Annotated in this window: 14 protein-coding genes; 7 read left to right on the forward strand and 7 right to left on the reverse strand. The window is 41.2% G+C overall.

All coding sequences use genetic code 11. The features are described from left to right. Positions 1-554 precede the first annotated feature (554 nt). Together KME09_02970 and fni are read left to right on the forward strand one after the other, a co-directional pair. Positions 555-983: a hypothetical protein gene (locus KME09_02970; GenBank protein MBW4532876.1), complete on the forward strand. Its 429-nt coding sequence runs from the start codon at positions 555-557 to the stop codon at positions 981-983. A 193-nt stretch (positions 984-1,176) separates the two neighbouring features. Next, entirely contained in the window at positions 1,177-2,202 is a 1,026-nt protein-coding gene (fni, locus tag KME09_02975; GenBank protein ID MBW4532877.1) for a type 2 isopentenyl-diphosphate Delta-isomerase, read from the forward strand. Positions 2,203-2,270: 68 nt separating this feature from the next. On the opposite strand, the gene KME09_02980 is transcribed toward fni, so the two are convergent. From KME09_02980 to rsmH, 3 genes are all read right to left on the reverse strand, one after another. Then, complete coding sequence (locus KME09_02980) at positions 2,271-3,659, reverse strand: signal transduction histidine kinase (protein ID MBW4532878.1); 1,389 nt, start codon at positions 3,657-3,659, stop codon at positions 2,271-2,273. A gap of 121 nt (positions 3,660-3,780) precedes the next feature. Next, positions 3,781-4,695 (reverse strand): histone deacetylase, encoded by a 915-nt coding sequence (locus KME09_02985; protein ID MBW4532879.1) that lies wholly within the window; start codon positions 4,693-4,695, stop codon positions 3,781-3,783. A gap of 406 nt (positions 4,696-5,101) precedes the next feature. Further along, positions 5,102-5,983 carry a 16S rRNA (cytosine(1402)-N(4))-methyltransferase RsmH gene (rsmH, locus tag KME09_02990; GenBank protein MBW4532880.1) on the reverse strand — a complete coding sequence of 294 codons (882 nt, stop codon included), beginning with the start codon at positions 5,981-5,983 and terminating at the stop codon, positions 5,102-5,104. Between the two features lie 175 nt (positions 5,984-6,158). Between rsmH and KME09_02995 the strand changes: the two genes are divergently transcribed. After that, positions 6,159-6,359 (forward strand): hypothetical protein, encoded by a 201-nt coding sequence (locus KME09_02995; protein MBW4532881.1) that lies wholly within the window; start codon positions 6,159-6,161, stop codon positions 6,357-6,359. Positions 6,360-6,568: 209 nt separating this feature from the next. Next, positions 6,569-7,435, forward strand: a complete 867-nt coding sequence (locus tag KME09_03000; protein ID MBW4532882.1) for a dienelactone hydrolase family protein — start codon at positions 6,569-6,571, stop codon at positions 7,433-7,435. Between the two features lie 21 nt (positions 7,436-7,456). On the opposite strand, the gene KME09_03005 is transcribed toward KME09_03000, so the two are convergent. Continuing rightward, positions 7,457-8,992, reverse strand: coding sequence for a phosphomannomutase/phosphoglucomutase (locus tag KME09_03005; protein MBW4532883.1), 1,536 nt, complete (start codon positions 8,990-8,992; stop codon positions 7,457-7,459). Positions 8,993-9,118: 126 nt separating this feature from the next. Here KME09_03005 and KME09_03010 point away from each other — a divergent pair, with 126 nt between their 5' ends. The 3 genes from KME09_03010 (at position 9,119) to KME09_03020 (ending at position 11,122) form a co-directional block, all read left to right on the forward strand. Beyond that, entirely contained in the window at positions 9,119-9,469 is a 351-nt protein-coding gene (locus KME09_03010; GenBank protein ID MBW4532884.1) for a hypothetical protein, read from the forward strand. A gap of 189 nt (positions 9,470-9,658) precedes the next feature. Beyond that, complete coding sequence (locus tag KME09_03015; GenBank protein MBW4532885.1) at positions 9,659-10,096, forward strand: pentapeptide repeat-containing protein; 438 nt, start codon at positions 9,659-9,661, stop codon at positions 10,094-10,096. 531 nt (positions 10,097-10,627) lie between these two features. After that, entirely contained in the window at positions 10,628-11,122 is a 495-nt protein-coding gene (locus KME09_03020) for a pentapeptide repeat-containing protein (GenBank protein MBW4532886.1), read from the forward strand. A 70-nt stretch (positions 11,123-11,192) separates the two neighbouring features. Here the strand turns inward: KME09_03020 and KME09_03025 are convergent, their stop codons facing one another. The 3 genes from KME09_03025 to KME09_03035 all read right to left on the reverse strand — a co-directional run bounded on the left by KME09_03025 (position 11,193) and on the right by KME09_03035 (position 12,112). Next, positions 11,193-11,351, reverse strand: a complete 159-nt coding sequence (locus tag KME09_03025) for a hypothetical protein (GenBank protein MBW4532887.1) — start codon at positions 11,349-11,351, stop codon at positions 11,193-11,195. 171 nt (positions 11,352-11,522) lie between these two features. Beyond that, positions 11,523-11,666 (reverse strand): hypothetical protein, encoded by a 144-nt coding sequence (locus KME09_03030; GenBank protein MBW4532888.1) that lies wholly within the window; start codon positions 11,664-11,666, stop codon positions 11,523-11,525. 104 nt (positions 11,667-11,770) lie between these two features. Next, a complete protein-coding gene (locus KME09_03035) occupies positions 11,771-12,112 on the reverse strand; it encodes a transposase (GenBank protein MBW4532889.1) in 342 nt (113 codons plus the stop codon). Positions 12,113-12,267 lie beyond the last annotated feature (155 nt).

Here is a 12,267-nt window from a genome sequence, read left to right on the forward strand (position 1 = left end):
TAAGCTTCGCAAATAGGTAGTAGGTAATGCGTGACTTCTATACTTACTATCCCTTTTCTTGAACAGGTCGCTCATGGGGCTTGCCCTAAAGGATGTTATACCCTTGTGGTATTAACTTCGTGTCGCACCGCTTAGTTGGGTGGAAACCCCCAAGTCCTAAAGGATTCCCTAACCCTAAAGGGGACCGCTTCGCATAAGGGTACACCTTCGGACGATGCGAAGCGAGTGCTTTAGTATAAACTCCTAACGTCGCGTCATTGCGCCCGTTCGCAAAACAATCTTGACACACCACTAGGCTATTTTTGTGTCAGGTATGTTTAACTATTTTGTTAGATTTAGCCAATCTTTAGGTATTTATAACTAGAGTTATTTGTGCGTTTTTACTTAACAAGCTACGCAATTTCATTGACTATCAGGGTTGCTTATGTGTAAAATAATACTTAACTATAATTAATTCTTGGTTACTTTCCTTAACTCAATACTAAGGGTTTTTAACCTCAGATAATTATCAGCATCATTAAATAACTATTAACAAATAGGAGACATAAATACCAATGGGAGACAAAGATTTTTTCTTAGATCCTGATGACGCAATGACTATGGGCGACATCAACTACATGAGAACTAGCAGAAGAACTAGAAGAACTTTTCCCAAAACCCTCAAAAACAAAGATGGTTTTGCGTTTGAAAATGAAGTTTCCTCGATAGAAAACAGAAACAACCTTTACAAAGGTAGCAACACTAACCAAGACACTACCGTAAACACTATTTTCAATCCTACTCCTAGCTCTCAGTCTCAACCTGGAATTACTGGCGGTTCAGCAGTCACTCAAACTAATCCAGTTAGAGAGTTTACGCCTGAAATAAAACCACTGTCTCGATCCAGTTTTGATGCCCCTAAACCTTCTGCTGAGAAGCGTCGTCCATCTGGTGACAGCATGGACATGTTCCGCAATATGGCTAAAAATATAGGCAGAAAATAATGGCGATTTAATCGATCGCTTGCCTAATTTTGTGGGTGAATAAGGCAAAATAATCGATCTGAGGTGAATTGTTACAGTTCACCTCATTTTTTGGGCTTTTTGCTAGACATCATAAAAACTGCTTTACGATCTTTAGGGATAGCCAAGATTAAGCTAACAAAATTAAACCTGCTAAATAAGGAGTAAAAAATTAATGACTAATACGCAAACTAGAAAAGCTGACCATCTGCGTATTTGTCTAGAAGATGACGTACAGTTTCGCCTAACCAACGGATTAGAGCAATATCGTTTTACTCACTCTTGCCTACCAGAGCTTAATTTAAGTGAAGTCGATCTCAGCACTCAGTTTCTGGGTAAGACTTTAAAAGCACCTCTATTGATTTCTTCGATGACAGGGGGAACAGAGCAAGCCAAAATGATCAACTCTCGTTTAGCAGTGGCAGCACAACAATATGGATTAGCGATGGGGGTAGGATCGCAACGTATTGCCGTGGAAAATCCGAATGTAGCCCATACTTTTGCTATGAGATCGCTGGCACCTGATGCTATGCTATTTGCTAATTTAGGGGCAGTACAGCTTAACTATACCTATGGTTTAGAACAGTGCTTGCGGGTAGTGGATATTTTAGAAGCCGATGCCCTAATTTTGCATCTCAATCCTCTTCAAGAATGTATCCAACCCCACGGCGATACGAATTTCAAAGGCTTACTCGCTAAAATTAAACAGTTATGTAAACAAGTAGATGTACCCGTAATTGCGAAAGAAGTAGGTAATGGTATTTCTCAAGAGATGGCAACCAAACTGATTGAGGCTGGGGTAGATGTCATTGACGTAGCTGGTGCTGGGGGAACATCCTGGGCGAAGGTAGAGAGTGAAAGAGCCGAAAATAATCTCCAGCGACGACTAGGGGAAACTTTTGCTGACTGGGGAATTTCTACCGCCGACTGCATTGTTCAAATTCGCGAGCAACATCCAAATTTACCTTTAATTGCTTCAGGAGGCTTACGCAACGGCATGGAAGTAGCCAAAGCGATCGCTTTAGGAGCAGATTTAGCAGGGTTGGCTTTTCCTTTCCTACAAGCAGCATCAGAGTCGCAAGCGGCTATTGATGAGTTGATTGAATTACTAATTAGCGAGCTTAAAACTGTTTTATTCTGTACTGGTAATGCTAATGTAACTGAATTAAAGCGATCGCCATCTTTAATAAAAGCCGTTTAGTTTTTTAACCAGCACAAGATAAGATCTTAGTCTTCCCAAAATCATAGCTAGAGAAGGAAGATTGACGATTAAATAAGCTCTGGGGGAACAGCAGGCATAAGTATTTTAAATACTGTTCCCTTATTTGGCTGGCTACTAACAGAAATCTCTCCACCACTGCGTTGAATAGATTGCTTAACTAGAGTTAATCCTAAGCCAGCGCCCGCAGATTGCGATTTATCCGAAGGTTTAGTACGATAAAAGCTATCAAAAATTCGATTGATTTCTTTACTGGCAATACCCACCCCTGTATCTGTTACCAAGATTTCAATCTGCTGTCTTTCTTTTTTAAATGATGCCTGCACAAAGACTTTTCCTTTGGGCGGAGTAAATTGTAAACTATTGTTGAGTAAATTAATAATAATTTGTCTAAACCAGGGTTTAGGACAAGAAATAGGGGGTAAATTGGCGGGAATTGTGTAGCCCAACTGAATTTCCTTTTCTTCGGCTAAAGGTTGATAGGTGCTGACTATTCCTGGCACAAGATCGTCTAAGCGCAGATATTCGGCTTCGGCGGGACTATCCAACTGCAATAAACCCAGTAAACCGCTCACCAGGGAGTTTTGGCGATCGCATTCGTTACTCACCATCTGGAGATATAGTTGTCGCTGCTCTCCCTTGATTTGTTTGGATTCCAACAGACTTAGAGCCGTTTTCATATGAGTAATTGGCGATCGCAATTCCTGAACTAAGTTGTTGAGAAAGCTTTCTTGCGAGCCTAAGATACTAGATGTAGGTGGAGGCTGATTGTTACTTCTGGAGCAATATATATTTAAAGCACCCTGAATTTTTTCCTGTTGACTAACTTGTAAAGCAATTAGCTTACTAAATAAATTTGCTTTAACTACTGCGGGTAAATTAAATGCTAAAGCTTGATCGGCTTGAATACCATCAAAAGCAATATTTTGCCTAATTCCCGCTAAAATCAGCCTAATTTCCTGGGGCACAAAACTAGAAACCATCTTTAGATATGGTTGCTGCAATCTTTTACCCGAATCATCAATTTGAATTTTACTTTTTTGCCACTGAGCTAAGATTAAAGAGCAAAAATCTGGCGCTGAAACAATTAGGCAACATTCTCGTTGTAGAATTGAGCTTTGATGGAACTTGACAGAAACGATGGGAGTTTTAGCGACATTCTGCTGCCAAGCTGAACTAAGTTGGTGACGTTGATTACTACAAACAAAGATTTGTTCAACATTACCCTCTCTCTGCAATCGCTGAATCTGATTGACCCAGCTTTGAGTTTGTGGTAACTTAACCCAAACTGTAGCTCGAATTTGTTCTCCAATTAATAAATCAATAATACTACTAACATAAGATTTGAGTGTCTCCGCTCCCACTGAAAGGGACACCAGAGGCTCATCTAAGTCCTGAGTTAACTGATACAAAGATGGTTCCGAAGTGGCAATATTCATATTATTAAGAGCAATTATATTGCTGATCAAACAAAAGGAAGAAATACAGATACTGATAAATATTTAGGTTTAGACTAGGAAAATAATTTCAATAAGATGAGCCAACAATAATCAACAACTATTACAGACAAGTGCTTAAAGTGGCAACTACTGAACGAGCTAAAGCTGCTAGATGATAGCCACCTTCTAATCCAAACAGAGGATATTTGGTAATATTTAACACATATTCTGTGAGTATTTGGTAATCTTCAGGCTGTAGCATGATCCCAGCTAAGGGGTCACTATCATTGGCGTCATAACCTGCGCTGACAATTAGCAAATCTGGTTGCCAATTGTTAAAAAATGGCATAACTTCTTGTTCAAATAAGCGTTGATAATCGGCGATCGCACTGCCTGTCTTGAGGGGAAGATTGAGGATGTTCTGATATTCGCCACTAATGGCTTTTTCTGTACCTGTACCTGGATAGCAAGGATGTTGATGCAGCGAACAATAAGCAATATTGGGGTTATCTCTAACGATCGCCTCAGTGCCGTTACCATGATGGACATCCCAGTCTAAAATACCGACTCGTTGAATTTGCGGTTTGCTTAAAGCATAATGAGCAGCGATCGCCGCATTAGAAAATAGACAAAAACCCATTGCTGTATCCCTGGTAGCATGATGTCCTGGAGGACGTGCCAGCACAAAAGCAGGCTGCTGATTTAAAACCCGATCGACTCCATCTAACCAAGCACTCACCGCTAATAGAGCCACATCATAACTTCTTGCCGATATTGGTGTATCCCCGTCTAAATATCCCCCACCCTGTTCAGCAACTCGTTGAATTCGTTGAATATGTTCTAGGGTATGAATTTGCTGGACATAAGCTAGTACATTTCGCGAGTTAACTGGAGTAGGCAATCGCCATTCAAGCCGATCTTCCCATTCAACCGCTTTTAAAGCCTCAGCGATCGCTGTTAGTCGTTTTGCTTTTTCTGGATGTCCATAACCTGTGTCGTGTTCTAGAAATTCTGGAGAGTAAATCACCGAAATCATCGCTGTTTTAAGTTCAAGACTAGGGGTATCTTGTTTTAACCTTAAATAGTTTTTCCAACTTGCGATCGCAATATCACAATTTATTTACACTGTTTAGACAAAGTAAGTAGGTGGGTGTAATTAAATTGGAAATGAGGTTAGGGAGTAACAAGTAACGAGTAACGAGTAACGAGTAACAAGTAACAAATAGCTCTAAGGGTAAGGGTTTGATAACGAAGTGTATCCTTTAGGATAAATTATTTTGCCTACCTACTTATAGCCAGACGTAAAAACGTTAGAACATTTTGCAATGACTCTACTACCTACTACCTATATGCGAAGCGGTATCTCCAACTATGCGACTTGTGCCGCTTAGTTCGGTAGACAAGTCCTTTAGGACTACCCACTACCTACTACCTACTACCTACTAATTTTCTTTCCTTTGAGCAAATCTGAGTTTAGCCGATCGCGATCGCGGATTAGCTCTTTGTTCATCTCTGTCTGCGGTAATGGGTTTTTTGGTGATTACCTCTAATAGTTCGCTGTTACGAAAGCAGTGTTTGACGATCCGATCTTCGAGGCTATGGAAACTAATAATTCCAATTTTACCGCCTGGTTTCAGCCAATTCGGAGCTTGGGCAATAAATTTCTCTAACGACTTTAATTCTTGATTGACCTCAATTCTTAACGCCTGAAACGTACGAGTAGCAGGATGTATCCTCCCATGACGATACTTGCCTGGAACAGTGCTGGCGATCGCCTCAGCTAATTCGGTGGTAGTTTGGAAAGGGCGTTGCTGGACAATTTTTTTAGCAATGCGACGAGAGAATCTTTCCTCGCCATATTCATAGATCAGATCTGCGAGGGATACTTCTTTCCAGTGATTCACAATCTCGGCTGCGGTAGTTCTTTGAGAGCGATCCATGCGCATATCTAGAGGAGCAGTATTACGAAAACTAAAGCCTCGTTCAGCCAGATCTAGCTGAGGGGAACTTACACCTAAATCAGCAATAATACCGTCAAATAAAATATCTTTTGGTTGATAATCTGCAAAGTTACCCTGCCAAAATTCTAGCTGCTGAGGATAATAATTAGCTAGTCTTGCTTTAACTGCGGCGATCGCCGTTTCGTCTCGATCGATGGCGATTAGCTGGATTTGTTGACCCTGATTGAGAATTAACTCACTATGTCCCCCTCCTCCTGCCGTAGCATCCAAATATTTTCCTGCTGGCAAAATATCTAATCCAGCAATTAATTCGCGACTCAGCACAGAAAGGTGCTTAAATGTGGCTAGTTTCTGTGCATCCACAGTATTTGTCTCCTGAAAATCTTAATTAAGATTTTATAACCTAAGTTGTGCCAGATGCTAACTTAATTAGAATTTGCGGGTACAATAAACAGTGTGTAGGATGATCGAGCTTTGCTTAATTGTCTCTACTTCATATATATCAACTATAACTTAGCTGAATTTATCAGATTCACACATGGAAGTCAGCCAGCGCTCAGGGCCAGTAGACGAACCTCCTGGTCATAGGTGGGCAGGAATTTTAGGAACAAGCGTGGCAATTGTCACCCTCACTCTTCCTTTGATCATGATTGCCTCCTATTCACCGTCGGGAAGTAATGCGCAACCCGTTCCTCAGTTAACATATCAAACTCAAGTTAGAGCGAACCCAATGGAATAAAGAAGAATTACCACGCTACAGGTTCTTTATTTATTAAAGCGTTGGGCAAAATTGAATACGCATCTATTCAGCTGAGAATAAAGACTCAATCCTGAATAGGATCGGGCAGCTTAAATTAGAATAGCTAACTTTTAGCTGTGATACAAGATAGCTGTTTTCTCAGGCAAAAAACATTTAAAATACCTAATGTTTGCGTGAGAGAAATAACTATGAATAAAATTACACAGCACAGACTAGTTTTAGCGAGTATATTTCTAATTACGCTGCTATTGAGCGCCAGAACATCCTGGGCAAAACCAAATGTCAACCAAATGCTGGCATTACATCGTCACGACTATCCGACTCCTACAGCGATCGCTTTAATCGAACCGCAAGTTCCTGTAACTACCGAATCAGTCGAATATGTCACTATAGACGGACAGGCAATCAAAGGTTATTATGCCTATCCTCAAAATATGACCAAGCCTCTGCCTGGAATCTTAGCTATTCATGAATGGTGGGGATTAAATGAAAATATCGAAGCAATGGCTCGTCGCTTGGCAGGGGAAGGTTATCAAGTGCTAGCAGTAGATTTGTATCAGGGACAAATAGCCGATACTCCCGAACAAGCTAGTCAATTAGTTAAAGAGGTAGCCAATAATCCCTTTGGTGCTGAAGCAAATATTGCTAAAGCCTATGACTATTTAGTAAGCAAGAAAAAAGCTACTTCTGTAGCTTCGATTGGCTGGTGTTTTGGCGGTAGTTGGTCTCTAGAAACTGCTTTATTATTTCCCCAAGAATTAGATGCTGCGGTGATTTACTATGGTGGAGAGGTGGGAGAAAAAACGGCTGAGGAACTCAGTACCCTAGAAATGCCCATTTTAGGCATCTTTGGCGCGGAAGATAGCTCTATTCCTCTAGAAACAGTAGACCAATTGCGATCGACTCTCAAAAAGCTAGATAAAAAGGCAGAGATTCTAGTGTATGAAAATGCAGGACACGCTTTTGCCAATCCCTCTGGTCAAAACTATGTTCCAGAAGCAGCCGAAAAAGCCTGGAATAAAACCACTAAGTTTCTAAGTCAGTATCTAAACTAATTTACTTGGTTACGATCATTATTAATTCTTCAACGCAGAGAGGTCTAATGCCTCAAAATCTTGCAGAAACTCCAGTAAACGAGTTGCAATACTGTCTACTCCTTGTGGTGCGTTAGATTCAATATTTAGCGGTATAACTGGATCGTGTAGGGAAAGGCGCAATAAAAACCAGCCATCTTCTGTGGGAGAATTACAGGATATTCTAACTCCTTCGTAGTTGTTGGGTACCACTGTCCAATCAGATTGGGAACTAGCAAACTCCTGAAGTTGGGCAATTACTCGATCGCCATAGGCTTGAAAATCCTCAGCCTTAATCTTTAAGCGAAATTCTTCACTTGTCACTGGCTCTTTTAAATCGGTAATTAAATCTGTTAATAATTTTCCCTGCTGCTTAGTTTTAGCTAGTTCAACCAGTAGCTTAGTGGCCAAATATGCTCCATCATCGAGGAAATAATTCTCTTTCATTGCCCCATGTCCAGAAGTTTCGATCGCCAGCCAGGATTCAACTCCAGAATCATTTAAGCGAATTGACTCTTCAATGACATTTTTATAACCACGTTTAAAACGATGATGCTTACCCCCCAAATGCTCGATAAACTGGGTTAAACCATCAGAAGTAATCGAATCCGTAACTACAGTAGAGCCTGGATATTGCTGTAAAACGATCGCTGAAATTAAAGCAATCAGCCGATTACGATTTAGCTCATTTCCCTGGTGATCTACGGCAGCCACGCGATCGACATCCGTATCAAAAATAATGCCAAAATCAGCTTGATGATGAACTACCGCTTGGCAAATTGATGTCATCGCCTCTTGATTTTCAGGGTTAGGAATATGATTGGGAAACATGCCGTCAGGATCGAGAAATTGACTCCCTGTAATATCCGCACCTAGAGGTTGCAACACTTTGTCAGCATAAAACCCTCCTGCACCATTGCCAGCATCAACGACTATTTTCAAGCCAGTTAAAGGTTGCTCAAAATGATCGGGATGGTTAACCCCTTGACGTACCGTATCGACTAATCTAGCTGCATAGATGGAGATAAAGTCTCGACTGCTAATTTTTCCCTGATTAACGTTGCTCAGAAAGTTTCCTGTAGCTGCAATATTTAAAGCAATATTGAGAATCTCAGTAATATCAGACTTACCCAAACCTCCTTGAGGAGTAAAAAACTTCAGACCATTACGGTTAAAAGGTAGATGGCTAGCGGTTAACATAATTGCCCCATCACAGTTAAATCCTGGGGTTACCGTACTCATAAACATGGCGGGAGTGGAAGCAAGGTCGAAATTATAAACTTGACAACCTGCGATCGCAATTCCCTCAATCACAGCTTGGCTTAAGCTTTCCCCCGAAAGGCGACTATCCCTACCAATAGCAATAGTTAAATCTGTAGCGGGTTGATTACCTTGTTGCGTGAGCCACTGGACAAAAGCATTACCGAGGATTTTCACCACTTCAGGAGTTAAATTAACCGCTTCATCAGCAACCCCTGCTAAAGCCACGCCACGGATATCCGAGCCATTTTGTAACTTTTGCCAATCAATAGTATTAATCGTTTGCATAGTTAAAACCAAATTTATGATGGGTAGTTAAATTTTGCCCAGAGAGATTCACGCGCCAACACCATATATTAGTAGATATAGATCGCTAAAAATCCTGATTGAGATTAAAAAATAATTATGCCTCTAATTAAAATTCAGTCCTCTGTCTCCCCATCCGAAGCCACGGTCAAAAGCTTATTAACTAGCTTATCTAGTAGTTTGGCAAAACATCTGAGTAAACCAGAATCTTACGTCATGACTGCTTTTGAAAGTGATGCGACCATGACCTTTGGTGGCACATTTGAACCTGCCTGTTATGTAGAAATTAAAAGTATTGGCAGTATGAGTCCAGACCAAACTAAGGCAATGAGTCAAGATTTTTGTGGTCAAATTAGCGATCAATTAGCTATTCCTGTTAACCGCATTTATCTTGAATTTGCCGATGCCAAGGGTTATATGTGGGGTTGGAATGAGTCCACTTTTGGTTAATATCTGGAGTTTAGGCTAAAAACACTCGTTAGCATACAATTGAGCCATTTTGAACTAGCTCAATTACAAAATTAAACCCAAAAAATAAAGTCTAAACAATCACTTTTTTCGCTGATTGGCGATCGCATTTAATGTAACTTTTTCTCCTTCGGTAATGTTATCAGGGAGCTTAATTTCAGGTGTTGAATTATGGATAGAGAAGAATTGCTCAAAAGATATGCTGCTGGGGAAAGAGATTTTACTGGGGTTGACTTGAGTGGAGCTAACTTGATGGAAGTCGCTTTGGAAGATATTATCTTTGAAAATGCTATCCTGCGAGGCACTAAATTCAAATGGTCTCTTCTGGATAGAGCTATTTTCAGGAACGCCAACCTGGAAAATGCCAATTTTATGCTTGCCCACCTCGAAGGGGCTGATTTTCGTGGAGCTAATCTCAGAAACTGTATTATTGTCGAAACTACTTTGATTCGAGCCAACTTCAAGGGAGCTATTGGTGCTGGATATGTCCCTGCTGGTGGATATACCTACAAAACTATTCTGCCCGACGGAAGTATTGATACCTGTAGCGATCCTGGAAGAGACCGAGCTATCGCCGAGGGAAGAACTGGTTTCTGGGACAGTGAGTAGTGAAGCTTGTGGACTACTAGGGAGATCGCCGATCTCGTAGGTTGGGTAGAGCAAAGCGAAACCCAACAACAGATAGACAAAGCGCTCGTGGACTGATGGAATACCGTCGCTCAAGATCTCCAGGAAGCACTTATTTTTTACTCTTGTGACTCATAATCGTCGTCCTCTTCTGTGCTAACCAGAAAACAATAATTTGTTACGAGATTCATTAATTGGTGCGAAGTAAGTTTTTGTTGGGTTTCGCGGACTCTACCCAACCTACTAGCGCGTCCACTTTAATTTGTTGGGTTAAAATAATCAAAATCCGTAGAGTGGGCATTGCCCACCCTACTTAAATGAACCCAGTACTTTAGCCTAGACGCGCTACTACAAGGTCAGCGATCACACTGTTATGCTTGCTTCGGCTAGTTGTCCTTGAGGGAGGTCGGTGATTTGGAAATCGACATCTAGCGATGTTTGTGATTTGAGTAAGTCTGACCAGATCTTGGTTGCGCTATTATTTAGTTCATCAATTATTTGAGGAGTTGAATTATGGATAGAGAAGAATTGCTCAGAAGGTATGCTGCTGGCGAAAGAGATTTTACTAGTGCCAATCTGCGACGTGTCGAGTTGCAATATGTCAGTTTGAGTGGAATTAATCTCAGTGGAGTCGATTTGTCTGAAGCTCGTTTGTTTCGTATCGATCTGAGAGGGGCTAATTTGTGTGGAGCCAATCTGGCTGATACCATCATTGAAGATGTCGATCTGAGAGGGGCTAATTTATGTGGAGCCAATCTGGATGGCACTCAAATTAGAAGATCCTCCATGGAAAAAGCCAACTTCGAGAATGCTATTTTTGTAAGAACTGGAATGGACGACTCTCGGATCGATGAAGCTAATCTTAGAGGTGTTATATTCGGCGAAACGTTTTTCACTAGATGTGTTTTCGGTGATGCTATTGTAGATATCAACGAACTTCGTGGTTGTTATTTGACCCAAACTAGTTTGCCCGATGGCGAAATCGTTACTAATGTCATCCAAGATTAAGCTAGAGCGATCTCCGATCTTGTAGGTTGGGTAGAGTCCGCGAAACCCAACAAATATCAATAATATCAACTTATTCCATACCAATAAGAAAATCAAAAACCAAAGGAGAACTTCCCCAGTCAGGATCGTAAACACCACGCTGCACATAACGATGAAAACTGGAATATTGCCAATCTTTAGGGGACAAAACCAACCCATGCTTTACAGGGTTGTAATGAATATAATCCACTTGACATCCTCACCGGGGTAAACCCACGGTGATTCCCAAACCTCACGATTTGAGTTTCTGTTTCATAGCAACTGCCTCTACCCGCAAGGAGTTTTATGGTCTTACGTTCGCTCCACAGACTATTCCCGCTAGCCCAGCGGTTCTTACGTGTCGATAGTTACAAAGAAATATCTATGTGTTTTGTTGATTCCAAGGTTGTCTCCATTGCCCCGTCCTCTTTTCCCGGTCTACCGATTTTGCTGCGCCGCCAGCACAGGGCTGAACTTCGCTCGTGTAGGCTGTCTGATCCATCGTCACGGGTGGGTCGTTGACCAATGCTATTATACCAAAAATCAATCTAAAGCCGTCCTTTTAGGACGGGGTTTCTACCCAAATTTCTGATGACGGTTAAAATCCTGCTCATCTCGGATTAAATGTTCTCAAAAACGCCTTTGCCAGATTGCCTTTTCCTGTTTGCTTTGTCTCGAAGCCGAAAGTTGTCCTTGATATTGGAGATCGCATCGACGGCTAAACCAACTTTTAATCAAACGCCAACGAGTTGAAAAATCTGCATCCTCTGGTGGTAACGTCCATAAACAATGAAGATGATCGGGTAAAATTACAATGGCATCAATTGTAAAAGGGTGTTTTGTGATTACTCTTTTGAATGAATCTCGTAACAAATTAATGTTTTCTGGTTGGCACAGAATAGGACGACGATTATGAGTAACAAGAGTAAAGAAATAGCTACTTCCTGGGGATCTTGAGCGACGATATTCCATGATAGCCTTGGATGTTTGCCGTTGGGTTTCGCTTCGCTCTACCCAACCTACACTGATGTCCTACCACGATCAATTTTAAAATATAGCAATACTAGACAATGTTAGGACGTTTTTTTACTACTACCTACTACCTACTACCTACGAGCCGATCACCC

The organism is Pleurocapsa minor HA4230-MV1, from assembly GCA_019359095.1.
GTDB classification, from domain to species: domain Bacteria; phylum Cyanobacteriota; class Cyanobacteriia; order Cyanobacteriales; family Xenococcaceae; genus Waterburya; species Waterburya minor.

What these genes read in the sequence shown, in the direction of transcription:
- KME09_03020 (MBW4532886.1), top strand. Translation starts at nt 10,628, where the DNA reads ATGGATAGAGAAGAATTGCTCAGAAGGTATGCTGCTGGCGAAAGAGAT.
- KME09_02985 (MBW4532879.1), bottom strand. Translation starts at nt 4,695, where the DNA reads ATGATTTCGGTGATTTACTCTCCAGAATTTCTAGAACACGACACAGGT.
- KME09_03000 (MBW4532882.1), top strand. Translation starts at nt 6,569, where the DNA reads ATGAATAAAATTACACAGCACAGACTAGTTTTAGCGAGTATATTTCTA.
- KME09_03035 (MBW4532889.1), bottom strand. Translation starts at nt 12,112, where the DNA reads ATGGAATATCGTCGCTCAAGATCCCCAGGAAGTAGCTATTTCTTTACT.
- KME09_02980 (MBW4532878.1), bottom strand. Translation starts at nt 3,659, where the DNA reads ATGAATATTGCCACTTCGGAACCATCTTTGTATCAGTTAACTCAGGAC.
- KME09_03015 (MBW4532885.1), top strand. Translation starts at nt 9,659, where the DNA reads ATGGATAGAGAAGAATTGCTCAAAAGATATGCTGCTGGGGAAAGAGAT.
- KME09_02995 (MBW4532881.1), top strand. Translation starts at nt 6,159, where the DNA reads ATGGAAGTCAGCCAGCGCTCAGGGCCAGTAGACGAACCTCCTGGTCAT.
- KME09_02970 (MBW4532876.1), top strand. Translation starts at nt 555, where the DNA reads ATGGGAGACAAAGATTTTTTCTTAGATCCTGATGACGCAATGACTATG.
- fni (MBW4532877.1), top strand. Translation starts at nt 1,177, where the DNA reads ATGACTAATACGCAAACTAGAAAAGCTGACCATCTGCGTATTTGTCTA.
- KME09_03010 (MBW4532884.1), top strand. Translation starts at nt 9,119, where the DNA reads ATGCCTCTAATTAAAATTCAGTCCTCTGTCTCCCCATCCGAAGCCACG.